General features: G+C 61.5%; 12 protein-coding genes. 4 read left to right on the top strand and 8 right to left on the bottom strand.

Annotated elements, in window-relative coordinates:
• Nucleotides 1–28 precede the first annotated feature (28 nt).
• From CGL56_RS17730 to CGL56_RS17720, 3 genes are all read right to left on the bottom strand, one after another.
• A complete protein-coding gene (locus CGL56_RS17730) occupies nucleotides 29–1,195 on the bottom strand; it encodes a mandelate racemase/muconate lactonizing enzyme family protein (protein ID WP_099107928.1) in 1,167 nt (388 codons plus the stop codon).
• Between the two features lie 114 nt (nucleotides 1,196–1,309).
• Nucleotides 1,310–2,209 (bottom strand): sugar phosphate isomerase/epimerase family protein, encoded by a 900-nt coding sequence (locus tag CGL56_RS17725; protein ID WP_099107927.1) that lies wholly within the window; start codon nucleotides 2,207–2,209, stop codon nucleotides 1,310–1,312.
• A gap of 149 nt (nucleotides 2,210–2,358) precedes the next feature.
• A complete protein-coding gene (locus CGL56_RS17720; protein ID WP_099107926.1) occupies nucleotides 2,359–2,790 on the bottom strand; it encodes a VOC family protein in 432 nt (143 codons plus the stop codon).
• 240 nt (nucleotides 2,791–3,030) lie between these two features.
• Between CGL56_RS17720 and CGL56_RS17715 the strand changes: the two genes are divergently transcribed.
• Nucleotides 3,031–4,089: a proline iminopeptidase-family hydrolase gene (locus CGL56_RS17715; RefSeq protein WP_099107925.1), complete on the top strand. Its 1,059-nt coding sequence runs from the start codon at nucleotides 3,031–3,033 to the stop codon at nucleotides 4,087–4,089.
• A gap of 82 nt (nucleotides 4,090–4,171) precedes the next feature.
• Complete coding sequence (locus CGL56_RS17710) at nucleotides 4,172–4,960, top strand: hypothetical protein (protein ID WP_099107924.1); 789 nt, start codon at nucleotides 4,172–4,174, stop codon at nucleotides 4,958–4,960.
• A gap of 86 nt (nucleotides 4,961–5,046) precedes the next feature.
• Here the strand turns inward: CGL56_RS17710 and CGL56_RS17705 are convergent, their stop codons facing one another.
• The 5 genes from CGL56_RS17705 to CGL56_RS17685 form a co-directional block, all read right to left on the bottom strand.
• Nucleotides 5,047–10,689, bottom strand: coding sequence for a T9SS type A sorting domain-containing protein (locus tag CGL56_RS17705; RefSeq protein ID WP_167641583.1), 5,643 nt, complete (start codon nucleotides 10,687–10,689; stop codon nucleotides 5,047–5,049).
• Nucleotides 10,690–11,744: 1,055 nt separating this feature from the next.
• Nucleotides 11,745–13,139, bottom strand: a complete 1,395-nt coding sequence (locus CGL56_RS17700; protein WP_099107922.1) for a deoxyribodipyrimidine photo-lyase — start codon at nucleotides 13,137–13,139, stop codon at nucleotides 11,745–11,747.
• 68 nt (nucleotides 13,140–13,207) lie between these two features.
• Nucleotides 13,208–13,639 (bottom strand): hypothetical protein, encoded by a 432-nt coding sequence (locus tag CGL56_RS17695; RefSeq protein WP_143470788.1) that lies wholly within the window; start codon nucleotides 13,637–13,639, stop codon nucleotides 13,208–13,210.
• A gap of 117 nt (nucleotides 13,640–13,756) precedes the next feature.
• Nucleotides 13,757–15,832 carry a glycoside hydrolase family 43 protein gene (locus CGL56_RS17690; RefSeq protein ID WP_209280316.1) on the bottom strand — a complete coding sequence of 692 codons (2,076 nt, stop codon included), beginning with the start codon at nucleotides 15,830–15,832 and terminating at the stop codon, nucleotides 13,757–13,759.
• Nucleotides 15,833–15,848: 16 nt separating this feature from the next.
• Nucleotides 15,849–17,786 carry a sialate O-acetylesterase gene (locus CGL56_RS17685; RefSeq protein WP_099107919.1) on the bottom strand — a complete coding sequence of 646 codons (1,938 nt, stop codon included), beginning with the start codon at nucleotides 17,784–17,786 and terminating at the stop codon, nucleotides 15,849–15,851.
• Nucleotides 17,787–18,011: 225 nt separating this feature from the next.
• Here CGL56_RS17685 and CGL56_RS17680 point away from each other — a divergent pair, with 225 nt between their 5' ends.
• Both CGL56_RS17680 and CGL56_RS17675 read left to right on the top strand, forming a co-directional pair.
• The gene (locus CGL56_RS17680) at nucleotides 18,012–19,610 is read left to right on the top strand and encodes a hypothetical protein (RefSeq protein ID WP_143470787.1); all 1,599 of its coding nucleotides are present in this window, start codon (nucleotides 18,012–18,014) and stop codon (nucleotides 19,608–19,610) included.
• A 63-nt stretch (nucleotides 19,611–19,673) separates the two neighbouring features.
• A complete protein-coding gene (locus CGL56_RS17675) occupies nucleotides 19,674–22,457 on the top strand; it encodes a helix-turn-helix and ligand-binding sensor domain-containing protein (RefSeq protein WP_099107917.1) in 2,784 nt (927 codons plus the stop codon).
• The last annotated feature ends 180 nt before the right edge of the window (nucleotides 22,458–22,637 follow it).

Raw genomic sequence — 22,637 nt, 5'->3', positions numbered from 1 at the left:
GGGGGGGGGGGTTGGGGGGGTGAGGGGGTTAAGGGGTTACGGTGTACTGGGCAACAAATTCGGGATTTATTTCCATGCCGAGTCCGGGGCGGTCGGGGCGCTGGATCCGGCCGTCGGTGACCCGGGGGGGCTCCTTGACCAGGTCGTAGAGCATGGGGTTGCCACCCAGGGAGTGTTCGATGTAGACGGCCGAGGGGCTGCTGAAGGCCAGGTGGACGCCGGCCATGAAGCTGAAAGCGGAGCCCCAGCAGTGGGGGGCCAGCTCTAATTGCCAGGTTTCGGCCAGGGCGGCCACGCGGCGGGCTTCGGTGATGCCGCCAACGATGGCGCAATCGGGCTGGAGGACGTCCACGGCGCGGTGTTCGACGAGGTCGCGAAAATCGAAGCGGGTGAATTCGCTCTCCCCGGCGGCGATGGGGGTGGTGGTGCCCTGGCGGACTTCCGCCGTACCCGACTTGTTGTCCGGGGAAACCGGCTCTTCGAACCAGTAGAGGCCCAGGTCTTCGGTTTGCCGGGCGAAGCGACGGGCTTCGGTGACCGAGAAGGTGCCGTGGGCGTCGACCATGATATCAATATCGGGGCCGAGCGTTCGGCGGGCCTCCCCTACCCGATCGACGGTGCGGTTCACGGTTTCGTCCATGACGCCGACGCGCATCTTGATGCCACCGTAACCGTGGTCGACGTAGCCCTGCAGCTGGGCGCCGATCTGCTCCTTGTCGGCCCAGCCGCCGCTGGCGTAGCAGGGCATGCTTTCGCGGCAGCCTCCGCCGAGCAGGTCCACCACGGGTACGCCTAGGCGCTTGCCCTTCAGGTCCCAGAGGGCGGTGTCGATGCCACTGAGGGCGGAGATGGTGGTGCCCCGGTTGCCGAGGATGGGGAAGCCGCGCCCCCGGTCGCGGGCGTAGTGGTCGCGGCTGCCGCTGTACACGGCCTCCCAGACGGCGGTGATGTCCTCCACTTCCCGGCCCACCAGCTGGGGGGCGAGCTCCTGCTCGATGCAGGTGACGATGGAGGCGCAAGCTCCCGAGGCGCCCACGGCGGCCTTGGCTTCACCGTAGCCCCGGTTGCCGTCGGTGTCTTCCACCTCGACCAGGGTCATGTCGAAGTGGGTCAATTGCCCGTAGTCGGACCGCCATTGTCGGCCGGCGGGAATGGGACAACGGAGCCAGTAGGCCTGGATACGCTTGATTTTCATGGGTGCTGGGGGTCAATTGGGGTGACCGGCTTCCGGTTGCGGATCGCCCGGCCCGGTGATGATTGGTATAACTTTAAATCGTTGCGAACGCTGCTGCTTCGGGCCCGGAGGCCCTTAATCCTGGTGCTCATTTAGCAAGGGCAGCAGGGTTTCCGCCGACCGCCGCGTAAGCATGGTGTAGAAGTCCTCGGTGAGGGCGGAGCTGCCGTGATCCTCGAGGAATTTGCGGGCTTCCTCGGTCAGGCCCTGGGGGTCGGTATCTATGCTGTCCGGATAGGGGTTGGCCGGGGTGCGGTCCACGGGGGCGGCGAACTCCACCGAGAGGGGTCCCTGGAAGCCGACTTCCTGCAGGGTGGCGACCAACTCACGCCAGTCGATGCGCCCCATGCCGGGGGCCATGCGGTTGTTGTCGGCCACGTGGAACCCGACCAGTCGGTCGCTGCAGCGGCGGATGGTGTCCAGGTAGTCCTCCTCCTCGATGTTCATGTGGAAGATGTCGAGGCAGACGCCGCAGTCGGGCCCGGTGGCTTCGGCCAGGGCGAGGGCCTGGTCGCCGCGGTTGATGAAGTAGGTCTCGAAGCGGTTGATGGGCTCGATGCCCAGCTTGATGCCGGCCGCCTGGGCGAATTCGTAGCACTCCTGCATGGAGGCTACCGCCCAGTCCCATTCCTCCTCGGGGCGGGCGCCGGGTACGATCTTGCCTACGGTACCCGGCACCACGGAAACCATCTCCCCGTCCAGCTCCTTCACCATGGTGATGATGTCCTTCACGTACTGCACGGAGCGGGCGCGGGCACCGGCGTCCGCGGCCAGGAGGTTGCGCTCGCCGAGCATCAGGGTAACGGAGCCCCAGCATTTGACGCCGTGCTTTTTCAGCTGCTGGCGTACGGTGGGGATGTCGTAGTCGGCGGGCGTACCCTGAATTTCGAGGTAGTCGTAACCGAGGGGCTTGATGCGGGCGAGGGTGGCCTCCAGGGGCTCGGCGCGCATCCAGTTGTGAATTGCTAGGGGCATATCGGGTGGGGTGATCGAATTAAGCTGCCGTTAATATAGAATGTGCTGGGGACTCGGGGGGGTTAGATCGCTACTTGCTGGCGCCCCGATAGCTATCGGGGGAGGCCGCGTTGTACTGGCGCCCCGATAGCCATCGGGGAGACCGCGTTTTACAGGTCGTGATTGACCATCCACTGTATGCCGTACTTGTCGGTGCACATCCCGAAGTAGGCATTCCAGAAAGTTTCCTGCAGCTCCATTGTGACCTTACCGCCTTCGGAGAGGGCGTGGAAGAGGCGGTCGGTCTCCTCCCGGCTATCGGGATTGAGGACGATGTGGGTGTTGTTGCCGGGGTTGACGGTCATGCCCATGCTGGACGGTGAATCGCTACCCATCAGCAGGTGACCGCCCAGGATAGGCAGCTGGACGTTCATGACCAGGTTCTTGTCTTCCTCGGACATCGGGGGCATGCCCTCCTGGGGCGGTGCTTCGCCGAAGCGGGAAATACCGCCGACAAATTCGCCGCCAAAAACCGACTTGTAGAAGTTGAAGACTTCTTCCGTCTGGTTGGAGAAGTTAAGGTAGGTGCCTACGCTGGCCATAGCGATTGAATTGTTGAAGGGTGAATGGAGTGAATGGCCCCGTGTCGCCAACAAGGGTCGAGGGGGGGTAGCCCAAGCTACGGTAAATTAGGGTTACCGGCGGACCTCGTCGTGTGGCCGAGCGCAGCGAAGGCCTCCGGCGAGTGTCCTGATCGCCGCAGCACCCTCGGAGGTCTGCGACGCTCCGAGGTGCTGCCCCTGACGGTACTAAGAAGTACCTTGGGATAAAATTCCTGACCTATGCTGCGCTGCCTGCTTCTGCTGCTGATCACCCTGCCCCTGCTGGGCTGTCAACCGGAAACGGAACCCGCGTCCGCGCCCGCCCAGACCGAAGCTGCCGACTACTTCGACAACACCGGCCGCGACGACGTGCTGTCCGGCGGGGTACGCATGATCCCAATCTCGACCCCCGCCGGGGAGTACCGGGTATGGACGAAGCGGGTGGGCAACAACCCCTACAAGAAGGTGCTCCTCCTCCACGGCGGCCCCGGCGCCACCCACGAATACTTCGAGGCGGCCGACAGCTACTTCCCTGGCGAAGGGATCGAGTACTATTACTACGACCAGCTGGAAAGCGGGCGCAGCGACCAGCCGGGCGACTCCAGCCTCTGGACCATCCCCCGCTTCGTCAGTGAAGTGGAGCAGGTGCGGCAGGCGCTGGGCCTCGACTCCACCAACTTCTTCCTCCTGGGCCACAGCTGGGGCGGCATTCTGGCCCTGGAGTACGCCCTGGCCCACCAGGAGCACCTCAAGGGGCTGATCATTTCCAATATGATGTCCTCCGTACCCGAGTACAACCGCTACGCCCAGGAGGTACTGGGGCCCAAGCTGGATCCCGCGGTGCTGGAAGAGATCAAATCCCTGGAAGCCGCCGAGGACTACGGCAACCCCCGCTACGAGGAACTACTCATGAACCACTACTACACCGAGCACGTATTGCGGATGCCGGTGGAGGAGTGGCCCGACCCGGCCATGCGGGGGTTGAGCAACATCAATTACGACGTCTACCTGGCCATGCAGGGGCCCAGTGAATTCGGCATCCTCCCCAGCGCCAGCCTGGCCAACTGGGACCGCAGCGAGGACCTTGACCAAGTCACCGTGCCCACCCTGGTCATCGGCGCCGAGCACGACACCATGGATCCCGCCCACATGGAGCAGATGGCCGACCGCCTGCCCCGGGGCTACTACCTCTACCTGCCCGCCGGCAGCCATATGGCCATGTACGACGACCAGCAGAACTACTTCCGCGGGGTGATCAACTTCATCAACCGGATCGACGAGGAGCGGCGGGTCCAGTAGACCCCGGTTGCGCGGTATGGGCCCCCACCCCTAATTTATCTGTCCGCGCCGGGAATTCCCCCGACGGGGCAAACCGGAACCCGTGCACGACTCACCCCCCACGGCCGACCGACGGACCGAACTGCCCGATCCCCTGGACCTCGTCCTGGATACCCAGAACGCCTACTCTGCGGAGTCGCTGGCGGCCGCCGGCTACGACCCCGACACCATCCAGAAGGTGCAGTATATACGGCTGCAGCTGCAGCAGCACCTAACCCTCCAGCAGGAACAGGTGAGGAAGCAGCAGCAATTCATGGAGGAATCGGCCACCGACACCTTCGCCCTGATCAAGTCACTCAAGGACTCCCTGAACCTCACCCTCCACGAAAGCAAGCACACCCAATGGGTGGCCAAGACGATGTACGTGCTCACCTACGCGCTGGGCTTCGGACTCATCTGCGTGGCGGTCTACTTCGGCACCCTGGGTGAGGAGATCCTGTCGGTCACCTTCGGCACCTTCGGCATGGCGAGTATCGTGGGGCTGATGCTCTCCGATCCGCCACTGAAGCTGCAGGACAGCCGCTCCAACTATACCCAGCTGACGGTGGGGGTGCTGGCCTGGTTCACCGACCTGATCGACAAGCAGGCCATGACCCAGAACATCCAGGCCAATCTCATCAGTATCCAGCAGCAGGCCAGCGACATTCCCGGCCTGGTGAAGGCCCAGGAATCGGTGCTCCAGCAGTACATGACGCTGTCCAACGCCCAGATCGACAACACCGCGCGAGTACTGCGGCTGCTGGAGGAAGTGGCCGAACCTTCCAACCGCCCCATTGGTAAGAAGCGGTCGCTGAAGAAGCGGAAGTCGGCGCGGCTGGCGCGTAGGAGCTGATTCTACTTAGCCCACAAAAAGCAGCGCGATACCGAATTTCTTCAGTATCGCGCTGCGGCGGTTAGGTCAGCTCTGGCGGGGAACCGTTACCGGACGATCATCCGGCGGGCCCGTTCAAACCCTTCGGTCTCCATCCGGTAGAGGTAGATGCCGGTGGGGTAAGCGGAGATGTCGACGGTGACGGCGTGGTCGCCGGCCGCGAAGTTGCGGTCGGCCAGGGTGGTCATCAGTCGCCCGTTCAGGTCGTACACCTGGAGGCGAACGGCCTGGGCGGTGGGGATGCTGAAGGGGATCACCGTGGTGCCAGTGGCCGGATTGGGCCTGTTGGTGCCCAGCTCGTAGCCGATGGCGCCAACGTCCCCGACCGCGGTGGTGGACGAGAAGAAGGGGTAGGGTTCGGATACCGAGCCTACGATGTAGTCGGCTCCGAAGGTCTGTTCCTCTCCGTTCGTGCGGTATTCCGCTCCGGTGACGGTATTGACGATGCGGAACTCGACCGGCAATCCGTAATCCGGCAGGTTACCTGAGATCAGCACGAAGGCGCGGTAGCTGTCCTCCGAGGGGCAGTACTCCATGCCGCCGATACCCCGGCATTCTCCGTTGACCAGGGCGATCACTTCAAGGACGTCGTAGGTATCCTCGCCCAGCAGCCCGGCGTCGAAGACGCCCGTCACGTTCATGTTGTGCTCGTAGCGACCACGTTCCACCTCATAGTTCAGGCTCTTCTGAGCGGGGTGGACAATGGTTCCTTTCCGGGAGGACTTCAGCTTGTAGCCCGCCCCGGGGAAGAACTGCCGCATACTGCCCGTCCAGCCGCCGGAGGCGGCTTCAAAGAGGGCAAAATCGGCTTTCCCCTTCAGGATATCCCCTTCTGCGGGGTTCAGGTCAACCAGCACGTCGTTCACGGGCTCGGGATGGATACGCGGATAACCGATCCAGTTCCAGCTGTTGTTGATCGCCACCGATACGGGGGTCGGGCTGGGCAGTCCGACCACCTTGAGGGTGTCGGGGGCATTCGAAAGGTGCACCAGATAGCCCTGGCCCAGGGCCAGGTTCCTCAGATTGCCGTTCCAGCCGGATCCTGAGCTGTACTGGGCGGAATTTGCCTGGGACTTCACCATGATATCGTTGCCGGAGGTGCTGTTGAGTATGCTCTGGAAAACGTACTCCCGCGACATATCGTCGGTTTCCACGTTCAGCGAGATCCAGTTCCACCCCTGATTGAGGGGGATGACCTGGAAGATGCCTTCCGGGTGGAGGATATAGGGCTGGCTGGCCGAGCCGACGTGGGCGTTGGCCTGGAAGGTCAGCCTTTCGACCGCTCCGTATTCCACCCCGTTCAGGGCGTGCCAGAAGCGGAAGGTGATCTCATCCGCCTGACCGCCGCCCAGCGTATTGCTGTGCACCTTGAGGTAGGCGGCGTAGGAGTTGGAAGCCGGGATGTATTCCACCTTGGCTACGCCGCGGATCTGTCCGTTCACAAAAGCGCCAATGAGGTCACGCGGGTCGTCGGAGAGGAGGTTGTCCGTTCCATCCAGACTGAACTGGGCCACGATGGTCATGTCATACTCGTACTGGTCCGGATTGAAGGCCCAGTTGACTTCCTGCGCCAGCAACTCGAAGGTTACGGGTACCGAAACGGGGCGGTCTTCCACCAGGGCGGTGATGGTGTCGTGGTAGATGCCCGGCGTGAGCTCATCACTGACGGCGAAGTCGATGCGGTAGTCGTCGCTCGGCAGGATGGTGCCGCGAAACTGCAGGGGCGTGAGCCAGTCGGGATAACGGATCACCGTGGCATCGTCGAGGGTATCCAGCGAGAAGGCCTTGCTGGCCAGGGTGTTGTTCTTCAACACTCCGGTGACGAGGTGCGATCGACCCACGAGGCCCGCCGAATAGATCGGATCGGGATCCCAGAACACGGGATTGACATTGACCAGGAACGACCAGTTGGTGGCGTACTTCTGGATGTTGCCGCTGAGGTCCTGGAGGCTGTCCACCGTAGCAATGATCTCAACCCCCTGCAGCTGAGGCATTTCCGTCAGGTGAGGGGTAGTATTCAGCACCAGCTTGTTGCCGAAGCAGGAGGCGGTGACCGGTATTTCCGCTCCGGTATCGGCGCGGGTGAGACGTACCACGGGGGAGTAGCCGGGGGTGAAGGTGCAGTCGACTTCCTTGTCAAAGGCCACGGAAATTTCCTCGCCGAAGCGCAGGAAGCCATCGCTCGGGGTCGGGATGCCGAAGGGCGCCAGGGAGTTGCGGTCGATGTTGCCCCGCTTTTCCGAGGAGTAGGTGATGCCGCTCAGTCCGCAGTTGGCACTGGCGCGGATCCGGTAGGCGCCGTCTCCGTAGTTAGACATATCCAGGCTCAGGTCGTAATTGGCGCCCACGAGCACCGACTTGTCTAGTCGGGCGGCGGTCCGAAAACCTTCACCTTCCTTCTTTATCTCGACGGTGACTTCGCTGAAATCCTCGTTATTCAGGTCGTAGCCGGAGAGTGTAGTCACCAGTGTATTTCCGGAGTTTTGGTTGATTAGCCAGCCGTCATCGGGGTTCCGCAGGGTGATGTTGGTACACTCCGTTTCAAAATTCAGGGTGCGGATGTAGGCCGTATCGGAGTTGATCAGGCTTCCGTTGTCCTGCCAGAGGTCGTACTCGCAGGGCGGGTAGATCATGATGCCGATGTCTTTGTAATTACTGGCCAGGGGACCGCGGGTGACGGACAGGTTCAGGTTGGCCGTCTCCCCGTAGGGAAGGAAGAAGTTGGCTGCCCCATTGTTGATGAGCTGGCCACCGAGTCGTACCTGGGCGCCGTCGGGGTTGGTGGTTGAAACCACCCGCACGGCATACTCCCGGGTTTCCCGGCTTTCGCTGTTGTTGACGACCTGGCAGAGGAAATTCGCCGTACCGTCCGCGGGCACGTTGGTGATCTCCGGAGGTAGGATGGTGATGGCGGGCCGGTCGCGGGCCTGGGAGCCCGGTTCCTGGGGACAGCTGGTGGTACCTACTTTCAGGTTAAAAGCCGGCACGTTATAGGAATTGTCGGTAGCGATATCGATCGAAAAGAAATCCCCGATATCGCCATCGTCGAGCACGTAGCCCACCTTCCGGCTTTGGGTATTGTTGGAACCCGTATTCGTGGTGGTCGAAAACCGGAACTTGCCCATGACCCCCAGTTCACTGTCGTGCCAGATGCCGTTCTCATTTTTGATCTTTCCTCCAAGGGCAAATTCGGAATTAACAAACAGGTTGTACTCGTACGAGACTTCAGTGGTCGTCGAACTCTCGTATTCCCGCGTCAGGGGGGCTCCGGCACTGAAGGATACATTTTCCTCAAAGGTGGCGTCCCGACCCCGGGCGGTATCGTTCTGGGCCAGGATGTTCTCCCACATCAGGCTGTCGGCGATGAGGTTGCTGACCTCCGCCTGGTCCTCCAGGGAGAGGGAGGCGAAGGGTTGATCGTCAATGATGTTGGCCCGCAGCAGCCCCAGCGTGGGCAGCAGGGTGTTCTTGATGTGGGTTTCCGTATAGACGAAGGTGGTGGCAAAATCCTGGGAAGAGATCGACGGCACCACATCGACGGTCGCCGTACAGCTGCCCTCATCGTAGGTGAGGAAATCCGCCAGGGCAAATTCCTGGTTGTAGGCCGCCCCGATGTATACGTCCCCGGCGTGGCCGGTCAAATTGTCCATGGCCGAGGTCGAGAAATTCTCCGTGAAGGTCATCGTGGTATACATGCCATTGCGGTCGAACTGGTCCCGTCCCGCCTCGGCCGAAAATTTGATGATGGCTCCGAAGGCGTTCGTACTGAAGGGCGTCTTGAAATTGGCGCCCGTCACCAGGTTGGCGAAGGTTCCCAGATCATCCCCCCTTTGGGTTTCATTGGTGGTGAAGTTGGTAAAGGAAGTGCCCTTTTCCACGTAGCTGTAGCTGTTGTCACCGGGAGGATCATGCAGGATGAGCATCGGGATATCGGGTGTCCGGGTAATGAAACTGGGGGTGTTGCTGCGGGCCCCGGTGACGAGGATCCACGACTCCACCGGAACGGGTTCGACCAGGTCGACCTCCGGGATGATGTAGAGCAGTTTCTCGTGATTGTGAACCGTACTGGTGGCGATAATCGGCTCGCCGGCGTCGACCTGATAGCTCGCAATTCCGCCGCGGATGGGAACGCGGACGAATTCACCGCCCCGATCCGATACGAAATCGTAAATTTTCAGAAACCCGGTATCAATGTAACAGTCGGTGCCGAGCAGCTCCCGAACATTAATGTCGAGGTTATAGGAAAAACCTTGCTCCATGACCACTATGTTACTGTCGCTGTCCGGAGAAGGACAAGTAGTGACGGTGGCTCCGGCCATGGCATAATCAATGCTGATGTTAAGTGGCGCCCGGTAGATGAACGACACCACCGGATTGACGGCCGCCCGTATAGTGTCGGTACTGCCTGCCAAAATGGTATCAGCTGCCTGCAACACGATCACGGAGTCGTTGCTGAGCGTATCTAGGATCTGGGGAATGTAGGTGGTAGTCTCCGCCTCGGTCACGATCTCGCTGGTGTCCCGCCGGGTTAGGTCCACCTTGATCGCGGTGTTGCCAATCTGATCCAGAATATTGGTGATGTTGGTCGAGGTTCCGATGAGGTCCACTACCTCCACACTGTAGTCGCGCGCCGGCATCTCGGGCAGTTCAAGGATGCCGTTCGCGTCGGTTAGGTAATCTTTATAATAGCAGTTGCGCGGTGAGGTGATCCGCACGACCGCATAATCGCCCAGGGGCGTCTGACAGCTGCCCTGGACGATCACCTGTAGGGTGTCGGTTTCCATGTCCTCGAAGTTGAGGTCGGTTTTGTCCTGGTCGATGTAGACGACCGTGGAAGAAGCAGAATCGGCGTCCTCAAGCCGGTGGTGCAGGTAGACCGGGGTGAACTCGTATGTCCCTTCATCCTGCAGGGCAAAGGACCAGTTGCCATCCCGATCCGTCTGGATTCCGTAATCTTTATCGTTGATCAGAATACGCACCCCCTCAACGCCACAGGTCACGAAATTGGGCGACTCCGGAAAGGTGACTTGCCCCGCTGCGGTAAAGACCGTCAGGTCGGTAAAATCTACTCCCAACGCATTTTTAGAGACAGTAGTAAGCCTGCGGGAAGCTGAGATGGGTGAAAATTCATGAGGAATCCCGCTACCGCTTTTATCGGGAGTAACCACGAAGTCCGCCTCCTCGTAGTAGTACACGTTCTGAAATTCGTAATACCCCTCTGAGTCGGTGGTGGTGCAGTAAGTCGCCGCACAGTTGGTCGGAAGGTTTCCTCCCCCGGCCGGCAGTGCCCCCTGAAGGGACAGGGTGATATCAACCCCCGATACGCCGGCACCTAACTGGGAACGAACGTGACCTTTTACGATCCCGTCAGGACGGCTGTAGCCAGTATCGCTATCCGTATAAAAGCTCCCACCAAGCGGTGTTAAATAATACGTATAAGCATAGCCCGGAATGCCGGTGTCGTCGTTGTATCCCCTGGCATTTTTGCTCAGAATATCCAACTCCTCCCGTTCGGTGCTGCCGGGAATACTGCGCTCGATCCGAATCTCGGTGGCAATGGTGGAGAGGTCGTTCCACGACAGGTTGGTGTTGCCGTACTTGGTGCCGTCAGTGGCGGTGAGGCCAATGGAAGTGGTGGATCCCTGGTCGGAAACACCGGGGGATTCAAAACCGATAACCCCTGAATCCATTAGGTAAGTAGCTACTTTATATACATGCTGACTCCCCGGCAAAAGTCCTACATCAGTATAATTAAAAATACCCGGCGAGGGAGTCGTATGAATCAGAACCCCATCCCGGTAAATGCGATAGAGGAGGCGGTTTTCCGGCACGTCAGACCCCTGCTCCCAGGTGATGGTCACCCGATCGAGCCCTATGCTATCCTGTGCGTTGACTTGCTCCGGGTCTTTAAGCGGGGAGGTCGATATAGTCAGCGGCTCATCTATATTATTAGTGTAACAAGCAAAAGCCCAATCATAATTAGATGTACCAGAATGTTCAGGAATATACCTTAATCGAACATAAAAATTGAAGGTATAGTCGGGAGGTAGGTTGTCTATTCGAAAAGTACCTTCGCTTACGTAGGTGAAAGGGCCGATGATGGTGTCAGCCGGAGAGAAATAATCTCCAGGAGAGAACCGTAACTCAATCCTCATTTGAGCAGAGTCGCTATTTGATAGATACCTACTACAGTCATATGGTGGGCGGGGCAAATCCTTAAACGTTACCGTAGCAAAGTGGTCACTTTCACCATGTACGCTGGAAAATGTGGGATCAACCAAAATGCTTTGTCCCCCGGAGTTCAAAACTTGGTCAGCAAAAACATCCTTATATAGTGGTGTTTCACAAGCTTCCAGCTGACCGTAGTCAACCAAGTACGGCCCCGCCGGCACTGCACAGGGGTCGGTAGCCGTAGCCAGAAGACTTCCGTAACCGGCACAGAGGCACAGGCCGACCATCAGGCCGGAGCGAAAAAAGCGTAGCATGGTAGAGTGTTTTTGGGAAATATAAATTTTAGGGCCTCCGCTGGCGGGGCCTTAACAAATGAAGGTGTAATAATGGATTAAGGGGTGCGCGGCGAAGAAGTGCGCGTATTACAATTGAACGAATATAAGACAAAACAAAATAAATTTTACAAAAACCCCCATTTCCGTAAATAATTTCTCGTTTACGGCCTCCGTTTTAGAATAATATTTCACCGCTTAGGAAACATTTGGTCTTGACGCTATGCTACTTTTTAGAGCACCTATTCCCCCAGATCACTCACCCTTTTCAAATAAGCCCCCACATCAAACTTCCGTTCCAGCCCCCCTTTACTCAGCATCCGGAGTTTGCCGAACACCTCCCGCTCCGTCCACGCCCGATCGTGTAAGCCAAAGAGCCACAGCACGTTAGTGAAGCTGTTGGCGTCGCGGCCGTCCATGAAGTACTTGTTGTTCAGGTAGAGGGTGGTGCGGTAGGCGTATTCGTAGGTGTTGGTCCAGCGGATGATCTGCTTTCCCCAGTACATGCGCAGGTAGTTGGGCAGGAACCCGCGTTCCCGCATCTCCTTCATGGCGGCGTTCCAGGCCTCATCGTCGGTTGCCCCGTTTTCCAGTTGTTCCCGCGTAAAGTGGTTCGGGCGGGGGTCATCCGCGTGTTTTTCCATTGTTTCCTTCGCCCAGTTGGGCAGCGCGTTCAGGCTGTCGTAGTCGTCCGGGGAGTAGAAAACGAAGTTGTGGGCCAGCTCCCGGCGCACCACCAGTTCCTCCACGTAGGCCTCGCGGTCGCTCTGGGGGGCGCTGGAGTCGCGGACCTTGCGCAGGATCTCGCACGGACTGATGTGGCCAAAATGGAGGTAAGGGCTCAGGTGGCTGGTGGCGTCGTCGGCGGGGTCCAGGCGGCCGTCGCCGTAGCCTTTCAGGTCACTACGGAGAAAGGAAGTCAGCCGGCGGCGGGCCTCGCTGGTGCCGCCGGTGAAGTCCGGGCTCGGTGGCACGCTGCGGTCTATCTTCAGCTGGTCGAGCACGGCGTCCACGCTAGTGAAGTCCAGGTCACTGTCCAGTTGATCGTCCTTGCTGGCGTGTAGCGGCTCAGTCTCGGTCGTTTCCCCGCTGAATTCATCCACCCGCTCCATGATTTTCTTGCGGATGGTGCGGGCGGCGTATTCCCGCTTGTTACTGGCCGTCTCCACCGGCACCACTACGTTGCCCTCTACTTGCACCAAGGGAACGTCCAGTCGCTCCGCCGCCCCGGCCCGCCAGCCGCGTTCGTGGCGGAGGTAAGCCCGATCGGTGACTACGGCGCAAACATCGTTCGCCGAGGCAAAGGCAGTAATTTTCTCTACCCGGTCACCGTGGAGCAGGACAAACTTCAGCTCGCGCTCCGCCACCCGGTCGGCCACCTCCTTCAGTCCCTCCAGCAGGAAGCGGTAGTGGCGCAGGTTGGCCTCCGGAAAGTCGTCGATGAGGGTGAAGACGACTACGCAGGCCTTGTCCAGGTCGTTGGCCCAGCGGATGGCGTACTCCAGGGCCGGGTTCTCCCAGGCGCGCATACTTTCCTGCATCCAGTAGACTACGTACCTGCCGTCCTCCCGCAGGGGTTGGTCGTTGAGCTGGCGGATGCGCTCGGGCGCGATACTGAAGTGCTTGAGGTCGTCCATGCCCGCCTAACGGCCGCCCGGGGGTTTGGTTTTCGGGGCGATCCTGTTGGGCGCCGGCGCGCGGGTACCTAATCCTCCTCTCCCGAAATCCCGCCCGCCACCTTCACGTAGCGGATGGTGTTGCCCCGCCCCACCAGGCTCATGTGCAGCTTGTCTTCCGTCAGCCGGGTGATGAAGTAGCAGCGGCCATCGTCCGGTACGGCGAGGTAGTTGCCCTCCCCGGTGGGTGCTACGGCGTCGGATACGTCGGGACAGCTGCGGCCCACCACGAAGTTTTCCGGGGTGGCGTCCGGTTCGCCTTCGTAGCCGAAGATCATCAGGTTGCCCTCGAAGCGTACCGTACTCAGGCTGTCGTCCTCGCTGCGCCAGAGGCCCTGGAGGTCGCCGGCCGTGTCGGTTACTTCACCCGGCCCCACCCCGACTTCTTCCAGGGGTTCCGACACGGGGCCGCAGGTCATCAGGATCAAGGCAACACAGGGCAACAGGGCATATTTCATCATAGGGGTTCGCTTTTCTGCTATAACCCTTCCGCCCGGCCATTTGTGGTACCGGACCCCGGAACCGGCGCGCCGCCGCCCCCACCATCAGCGCCCCCCCTTTGGACGGTCCTCAGGAAATCAATCCAGCAGCTCCCAGCGAAAGCAGGCCCCACCCCGGCGATCCGGTCGTGCGCCGCGGGCGTCGGCCCGCGCCAGGCTGCCGGCACCAGGATCGACCGATAAATAGCGGTGGGTAGCCAGCGACATCAGCATGAGGTCGCCCCGGAGCATATCCTGCCACTGGAAGGTGGATTCCGCCCCGGCGTCCTCCGCGGTGAGTCGAACTTCGGCCATTCCGCCGCTGCCCCGCACCGTCAGGTATTCCCCGGTGGCGACCGATTGCAAGGAAATGCGCCCCTGGCCGCGGTCGAGTACGCGGAATTCGTCGGCGTGGTCGGCGGTATACGGGGTATTGGCACCGACCGGGCGCAGGTAATTGCGCCAGTTCACGAGGACGCTGCTGTCGGCCAGACTCGTCAGGCGTATCGTCCGGCCGTAGGGGATCGGACGGGTAAGTGCCCGGTGCCGCGGCTCATCGACGGTGAAGTCCGCGACGTCGAATTGGCCACCCACCTCCCCCAGCCGATTGAAGTTGAACAGGGCGTAACGTACCCCCTGAAAGGTGCGCAGCTGATAAGGCAGGTGTACCGGACCGCCCAGGCGCAGGAATGCCTTTCCATTGAGACTGTAGCTGAGGTAGGCGGTATCGGTTTCGAAATTGCCGTGGGCCCGCAGCCAGAGGCGGTCCTGGGCCAGGGCCACCTCCCGCTGTTCCCCGGTCTGTTGGTTGTAGTAGCGGATGGTCTGCCGGTCGCCTTCCCGCGCCACGCCGATCCAGGCGTAGGGGAGGTTGAGGAGGCCCAGGCCGGCCAGGTCGCCGCTGCGCAGACCGGAAACGTCCACTTCCGCCGTCGCGGTGGATTCCGGTCCGATGCCACGCTGCGTCAGCGAATTGCGGGCGCGCCAGAACCCCTCCGCCGGGAGGGCGTGCAGGCGCAGGTATCCCGGTCGCTCCGTGAGTGACAAACGGCTGTCGTCGGGCACGTGGTTCCATTGCCATACGGGGTTGAGCGTAGGGCCGTCAAAGGTGTCGTCGCGCCTGAAGGGTGCAGTCGGTACGGAAGTGGATCCGGTATTCGGCTTCACCCAGGTACGGGGACTGCGGGTGAGATTGCCGGGCAGGCCGAAGTATGGCCAGCCATCCTGCCAGGTTACGGGCGAAAGGGCGGTGACTCGGCCCACGCTGTTGTAATCCATCATCGACCAGCCCCACCATTCGCCGGTCTGCGTTTGCACGATACCACCCTGGTGCATGGGGATGCAGCCAACGTAGTTTTCAGGGTAGCGGACGACGGTATAGGGCGGGCCAGTGCGGGTATCGAATACCCGGGCGCGCTGCCCCACCCCGAGGTTCTCCTCGGCGCTCATGACCTTGACCTCGTAGGGACCGTACGGCTGGTCGGCCCGGAGGCATACCTGATAGCAAACCGGATCGTAATTGGTGTTCGTGATGTAGTACTTGCCGTCAATCTTGTAGATGTGACTGCCTTCCCCGGCTCCGCTGCCCGCTTCCACGATGACGCGCTCCGTGCCTGGCACCACGTCGAGCAGGTCATCGGTGAGCTGTACCATCTTCACTTCGCGGTAACCCCAGACAGCATACTTCTTGCCGTCGTCGTCGAAGAGCACCGTAAGGTCGTGAAGGTTGGCCCGCATCTGTTGACGCTGCCAGGGGCCGCCGGGATCGGTGGCGGTAAATACCTGGGTCCCCTGTCCGTTCACGTTGGAGAAGATGTAGAAGGTGCCTTCGTGGTAGCGGAGGCAGGGGGCCCAAAATCCCTGTCCATAAATATCTTTCCCCTCCTCGAGGCGAAATTCCGGCCCCAGGTCGAGCCGATCGGCCGCATAGGTGAGCAGTTCCCAGTTGACCAGGTCGCGGGAGTGCAGTACGGGCAGCCCAGGCATGGCGTGCATCGTGGTGCCGGTCATATAATAATCGTCGCCTACCCGAATCAGGTCGGGGTCGGAAAATTCCTCGTAGAAGAGAGGATTGGTGAAGGTGCCGTTGCCATTGTCGGCGGTCCAGGTGGCCTCCTGGGCGGGCAGGGCGCCGAAGAGTGAGAGCGCGGCGAGGCAGAACAATTTCCGTAGCATGGTCATCAAGGTTAATCTACCGCTGTCCATCCTTGCGCACCTCGAAGGGGCTCACCGGAAGCCCTTCCGCGGAATAGAGGTTGGCTTCGGCGGGGTTGTCGGCCCAGGCATAGCGGACGGCCACCGGCTGCGGCACTTCCGGACTGCTCACGATCACGGTGTTACCTTCGAGGCGGGCGCTGGCCCGCACGAAGCGCTTGCCGTCGCCGGAGATTTCGAAGTAGCGGGGGCGGTCGTCGCCGTCCTTAACGGTCAGTTGGTCGGTGCCGGCGAGGGTGATGCGGACTACCCCGGGCAAGAAGGTGGTTTCGGAGGGGTACGGACTGAAGGGGGATTCCGGATCGCCGTAAGCAACCCTTCGGGCGGCGAGGGCCAGCCGGTGGCCCACCGATTCCTTGTTGAGGGGGTGGATGTCGTTCCATTCACCCACGTCGATGGCTACCGCCATACCGGTGTGGGGCAGGCGGAGGGTTTCCAACTGGGCCTGCCGCAGGGCTGCCCAGTTGCTTTCCGAGGGGCCGGGGGCGGGGTCCATGAAGTTGGTTAACTGAACGAACAGAAACGGGAGACCTTCGTGACCCCATTGTCGCCGCCAGTCCTGGATCAGGGCGGGAAAGGTTTTTGCGTAGCCTGCCGGGTCGCCGGTATTCGATTCTCCCTGGTACCAGAGCACCCCCTTGAGCGGAAAATCCCGCAGGGGAGCGATCATCCGGTTGAACAGCCCGCCCGCCTTCCAGCGCACGAAGGTGGTGCCGGGCTGGGGATCCATCGGCGCGCCGACGCGGTACTTCCAGGTACCGCGCAGGTCGATAGTATCCACGCCACCGACGGCCAGGAAGTAGGGCTTGTCGGGTACGAATCCACCCTTGCCTCCGCCGTTGATGACCCGCACGGCCAGGGTATTCTTACCGGCCCTGAGCTCGCCGGCCGGAACCGTGTACTTGCGGGGCGGGTACTGGTAGCTGGTAGTACCGATGAAAGTGCCATTGAGCCACACGGAATCCTGGTCTACCACCCGGCCCAGCCATAACCTGGCCTCCCGGCCCGCCATGGCGGTTGGCACCTCCACGCTGCGCCGGAGCCACACTGAACCGTTGAGCAAGCCCGTGCCCTGGTCGGCCCAGTAGCCGGGTACCTGCATCTCGCGCCAGTTTGACTCGTCGAGGTTTGCGGCCGACCACCGGGTGGTGGACTCCAGGCCGGCGTCGGAAGCGTTGAGCTGGCGGAGCCATTCGGCCTGGGCGGCCCGTTCCCGGGCCTCGAGTTCCGCTACCATCGCCGTATCCCGGAATCGCTGCATCTCGGCGTAGGCCTCGGGGAAGCGCTTCAGGGCGTCCTCGCTCATCCAGGATTCCACCGGACTGCCCCCCAGCGCGGCATTGATGAGGCCGATGGGCACCTGCTCCCGTTCGTAGATCTCCCGGGCAAAGAAGAAGCCTACCGCGGTGAACCCTGGCAGGTTTTCCGGGCGGGCCGATTCCCAGGCACCGGCTTCCAGGTCGTCATGGGGACGATTGAAATCGTAGCGGTCCGGCACCAGGAATTGGCGGATCCGGTCGTTGGTATAATGGTTCACGATATCAGGATATTCATCGCGCACCCGGTCCAGGGCAAGTTCCATATTCGATTGCCCCGAGCAAAGCCACACGTCGCCGAAAAGCACGTCTCGAAGCCATACCCGGTTGGTTGCGCGGAATTCCAAATCGTATGGCCCACCGGCGGGGCGGGCGGGCAGGGTAATCCTCCATTTACCATCCGCCCCGGCACGGGTCCGGTATCGCGCGCCATCCAGGTTCAACGACACCCGCTCCCCGGGGCTGGCCCACCCCCAGAGATTCAACTCGGTATCACGCTGCAACACTACGCCATCACTCAGCAAACGGGGTAACCGAACCTGGGCGGCAACAGGAGCGGCCAGCAAAATCAGAAAAAGGGATAAAAACGCAAGACGCATACGGAATCGATTGTGTCCCCCTAAGGTAGTGGTCGGACCACTTAAGTCGTCCGACCACTTCACGGCGGACGAGGCAGGTCGCCGGGGAGGGGGTAGTTCCGCGGCTTTTCCTAGTTTAGCCGTTGCGATCCTGCCGGCGGGCTGTGTACTTTCGGGTAGTGGTCCGGCGTTTACTACGACAGGCCGCTGGCCGGCTCAGCCCCGTTTTCCCCAAATCCTCCCCCGATGCACCATTACCTCTCGTTTTTGCTGTTGCTCTCCCTTCTGCTGGCCGGACCCCGCGCGATGGCCCAGGACGATATTTTTGACGAGTCCAAAGCGCAGACCCTCAACCTCGGCACCGCAACTCCGGACCTGGTGAACTTCAAGTTCGGCCGCGTGATCAACAACGTGGAGGGCCTCAAGGACGGCAGTTACACCACCACCATCGACGGGGTAAGCACGCTGACCACCCGGGGAGAGCACATCGGCCAGGTGATCCTCTACGCCCGCCTGCTGGCGCCGAACGACACCACCATCTGGATGGACGCCCCGGAAGTGAGGGGCAGCATCACCATCACCCCCATCCAGGCCAATACCCGAATCGAAAGCAACAAGAAGACCTACCGCTTCAGCCGGTCCGACGCCTACAAGCAGATCTACCACATCATCCAGGAGCCCGACGTGGACCAGGTAGAGATCAAGTTCTCCACCCAGGACGGCTACTTCCTGGTGCAACAGGTCGAGATCATCCCCTACTCCTCTACCGGCCTGACCATCATCAGGAACCGCAAGCGCTACCAGAACGAGCTGGCCACCAAGCCCATCCGCCACCGCCAGCTCAACGCCAACTACATCGAGGAGTTCCAGCGTATCGAGCAGTACCACCAGGTCCTGAGCAACCTCATCAACCGCAACGAAAGCACGGAACTGGCCAACCTGAAAGCGAACAGCTCGAACCCCTTCACCTCCCCGGAATTCGTCCGCTACTTCGAGGAGGTGGTCGCGAAAGCCGACGCCTCCACCAAACCCCAGCTGCAGGGGCTGCGGCAGGACATCTCCAAATTCAAGTTCCAGGACGTGGCCCTCACCCTGGATAACCTCCTGCTCGGCGGCAAATTCGCCACCCTGATCTCCCTGGTCGGCAACGTCTTCGAGGGCATCCAGTCCGTCCAGATCACCCCCAAGCAGGAGATGGACATCGTCCGCTACGAGAACCAATATTACATGCGCAGCGACAAGCGCAACAAGATCCAGTTCGAGCCCATCGATGACCCCCTCGTCCTGGAGAAGATCCAGCAGCTGAACGAAAAGAACCGCCAGTACCAGGATTACCTCGGCCACCTGCAGCAGTACATCGGCCAGGACCTGGACCTGCAGAACAAGATCAACCAGGACATCTCCCTGGCCAAGAAGCTCCGCGAGGAGCTGGAAGCCCTGGAGTGGCAGATGCTGCGGCGATTCACTAAAAAGTCACCCACCGACTTCATCGAGAACAACCGCATCAACTTCACCCTGGCCACCAACGAGTTCAACTCGAACTTCCCCTCCGCGGATGCCATCGAGATCGAGACCATCGACGCCCTGGAGCAGCAGCTCCAGCTGGCGACCAACAGCATCCTGACCGTCCGCGAGGACTACCAGCAGGTGCTGGCCAGCCTCAAGACGCACTACGAGACCCTCTACCTGCTGTACCCCAACCAGCGGATCGACGCCTTCCAGGACCTCAACCTCCTCGACTCCAACCTGAAGCTGAACTGGAACAACAACCAGCGGGAAATCATAAAGCGCTACAACGGCAGCCAGCTGAACGCCCTGTTGGACTCGGCCCTGAACAGCCTCTAGCCCACCGGTATGGCGGCCAGCTGACGCACCGCATGCGTACCTTCCGGCGTTGGTACCCCTGTCATGCGTCTTTTCCTGATCGCCATCCTGCTTACGCTCTTGCACCTGCGCGCCGCCGCCCAGGAGCTGCCGCCGGTGATCCGCTACGCGCCCACGACCTACGGAGCGGGCAGCCAGAACTGGATGGTGGGCCAGGACGACCGCCAGTTCATCTACGTGGCCAACAACGAAGGACTGCTGGAATTCAACGGCAGCCAGTGGCGCCACTACCCCTCCCCGAATGAATCCGTACTGCGGTCCGTCTACGTGGCCGAAGACCGGGTGTACACCGGCAGTTATATGGAATTCGGTTACTGGGACCGGCAGGCCGACGGGGGACTGTGCTACCACTCCCTGACGGATGGGGTGACCGGCCAACTGCTCCCCGACGAGCAATTCTGGGACATCCTGGCCTACGGAGATGCCCTCGTCTTTCAATCCCTCCAGCAGTTCTTCCTCTACCACCCCGCCACCGGAGAGATTACCTCCATTCGCCCGCCCGGCGGGGTAACGAAGACCTTCCGCGTCGGGAGTGAGCTCTACTTCACCAACCCGGACCGGGGGCTGTACGCCCTGGAAGGCGGCGCCGTAGATACCCTGCTCCCGCCCGGTGGTGCTCCCGGTCAACTGGTGCACGCCTGGGCGGAAGGCGACGAACTCTTCCTGCAGACCGATGCGGCGGGCACCTTCCGCCTCGCCGGCACCACCCTGCTGCCCGTGGACCGCTTCCCCTTCCTGAGCGACAAGCGCATCTACCGCGCCCTGGCCCTGCAGCGGGGCGGACACGCCTTCGGCACGATCTCCAACGGCGTTTACCTCACCGACGCCTCCGGCCGCCTCACCCACCACCTTAATCAGGTGAACGGCCTGACCAACAACACCGTCCTTTCGCTGTTCCAGGACGCCCAGAGCAACCTCTGGGTGGGTTCCGACCACGGCCTCAACTGCATCAACCTGCCCTCCCCCGTCAGGAAGTACACTGACCGCAGCGGTCGCCTCGGGACGGTCCACGCTTCCGCCCGCCACGCCGGCCGGCTGTACCTCGGCAGCAACCAGGGGCTGTTCGTCCGCGACGCTAACGGAGGGTTTACCCCCATTGCCGGCACCCGGGGGCAGGTGTGGTCACTGTTTGTGCACGACGGGCAGTTGTTCTGCGGCCACGATTCGGGCACCTTCCTGGTGGAGGGCGACCGCGCCCGGCTGATCTCCGACCTGCCGGGCACCTGGACCTTCCAGGTGGTACCCGGCGAACCCGACCTGCTGCTGCAGGGCCACTACAGGGGGCTGTCGGTGCTGGAACGGGGGCCAGGGGGCTGGGCCCTCCGCAACTCGATCGAGGGCTTTGACCTGTCGGCCCGCTACCTCGTCCTGAGACCCGGCCGGGAGGCCTACGTCAGCCACGAATACCGGGGCGTCTACGGGCTGCGGTTCGACCCCGCCTTCCGCCGCGTAACCGAACTGCTGGAGTACCCCACCCCGGCGAAGGGCAAGAACGCGGGTCTGGTGGCCTTTCAGAACAGCGTCTATTACTATTCGCGGGAGGGCATATTTGTGCTGGAGGACTTCCGTGCGGGCTTTCGCCGGTCGCCCCAGCTGAATGAAGCCCTGCCGGGGCCGGAGTACCTCTCGGGCCGCATGACGGCCACCGCCGACCGGCTCTGGTTCGTCTCGCGGGCGGGGCTCGGATATTTTCACCAGGGCGCGCTGTCGAAATCCCTGAGCCGGGTCACCATCCCCCTGGCCGCGAACCTCCTCGATTCCCCCCTCGGCTACGAAAACATCACCCCCCTGGGGGGAGACACCCTGCTGCTGGGCACCGCCGACGGCTACCTGATGCTGGCGCGCGCCGCCCTGCCCCTGCAGCGCCACGAACTCTACCTCACCCGGGTGACCCACGCCGGTGGGCAGCAACCGGCGGCGGCCCTGCCGCTGACGGGCGAGCCCCGCATCCCCTTTGGCGAGCGCAACCTGGGGTTTGCTTTTTCAGTGCCGGACTACAGCGAATACTTCCGGCCGCGGCTGCAGTATCGGTTAAGTGGCCTCGACGACCGCTGGAGCGAATGGAAGGAAAGCATGACGGTGAACTTCCCCGGCCTGCCCTACGGGAAATACCAGCTGGAAGCCCGCTCACTGCTCGGCCGGCGGATGTCAGAAAACACGGTGACCTACTCCTTCACCATTCTGCGGCCCTGGTACGCCTCCTACCTCGCCCTGATCCTTTACTTTCTGGGGGCGGCCGGTGCCGTCTTCCTGCTGCACCGCGCCTACACCCGATACTACCGCCGCAAGCAAAGGCTGTGGCAGGTGGAGCAGGACCGCGCCCTGGCCGCCCGGGAGCGGCAGGCCGAACTCGAACTCACCCGCCTCAACAACGAGCGGTTGCGGGAAGACATCGAGGCCAAGAACCGGGAGGCGGCCCTCTCCACCATGAACCTGGTGAAGAAGAACGAACTGCTCCAGCAGATCAAGGAAGAACTGCTGGCCGCCCGCGACCCCCAGAAGAACATCCGCGAAGTCGTCAAGCAAATCGACCGCAACATCGACGAGGCCGAAACCTGGGAGTTGTTCCGGGACGCCTTCGAGAACGCCGACCGCGACTTCTTCAAGAAAGTGAAGGACCGCCACCCGGAACTCACGCCCAACGACCTCAAGCTCTGCGCCTACCTGCGGCTCAATCTCAGCTCCAAGGAAATCGCCCCGATGCTGAACATCTCCCCCCGCAGCGTGGAAGTAAAACGGTACCGGCTGCGTAAAAAGATGGGGCTGGAACGGGATACGGGACTGACGGAGTACATCCTCGAGATCTGACCGGGGCGGCGGCGCGGAAAAGCCCCTAACCCCGCAATAGCCCGGCCTCAGCGGGGCTGTAGCCACCCCTACAACACCTATACATCGCCTATACAGCGTTCGCTGGCTGTCAGATGGAAGACGTGCACGACCCCCGGTATTGCTAGGCTACGCAGGCATTTGTTGCGTCGGGAGTTTTTG

Source organism: Neolewinella marina (assembly GCF_002631205.1).
Classification (GTDB): Bacteria; Bacteroidota; Bacteroidia; order Chitinophagales; family Saprospiraceae; genus Neolewinella; species Neolewinella marina.
This window is presented reverse-complemented; position numbering and strand designations above follow the sequence as displayed.

Coding starts and splice junctions, on each gene's coding strand:
- CGL56_RS17725 (WP_099107927.1), bottom strand. CDS start 2,209: ATGCCCCTAGCAATTCACAACTGGATGCGCGCCGAGCCCCTGGAGGCC.
- CGL56_RS17715 (WP_099107925.1), top strand. CDS start 3,031: ATGCTGCGCTGCCTGCTTCTGCTGCTGATCACCCTGCCCCTGCTGGGC.
- CGL56_RS17730 (WP_099107928.1), bottom strand. CDS start 1,195: ATGAAAATCAAGCGTATCCAGGCCTACTGGCTCCGTTGTCCCATTCCC.
- CGL56_RS17695 (WP_143470788.1), bottom strand. CDS start 13,639: ATGATGAAATATGCCCTGTTGCCCTGTGTTGCCTTGATCCTGATGACC.
- CGL56_RS17700 (WP_099107922.1), bottom strand. CDS start 13,139: ATGGACGACCTCAAGCACTTCAGTATCGCGCCCGAGCGCATCCGCCAG.
- CGL56_RS17720 (WP_099107926.1), bottom strand. CDS start 2,790: ATGGCCAGCGTAGGCACCTACCTTAACTTCTCCAACCAGACGGAAGAA.
- CGL56_RS17680 (WP_143470787.1), top strand. CDS start 18,012: ATGCACCATTACCTCTCGTTTTTGCTGTTGCTCTCCCTTCTGCTGGCC.
- CGL56_RS17675 (WP_099107917.1), top strand. CDS start 19,674: ATGCGTCTTTTCCTGATCGCCATCCTGCTTACGCTCTTGCACCTGCGC.
- CGL56_RS17690 (WP_209280316.1), bottom strand. CDS start 15,832: ATGCTACGGAAATTGTTCTGCCTCGCCGCGCTCTCACTCTTCGGCGCC.
- CGL56_RS17705 (WP_167641583.1), bottom strand. CDS start 10,689: ATGGATTCAGGGGTTATCGGTTTTGAATCCCCCGGTGTTTCCGACCAG.
- CGL56_RS17685 (WP_099107919.1), bottom strand. CDS start 17,786: ATGCGTCTTGCGTTTTTATCCCTTTTTCTGATTTTGCTGGCCGCTCCT.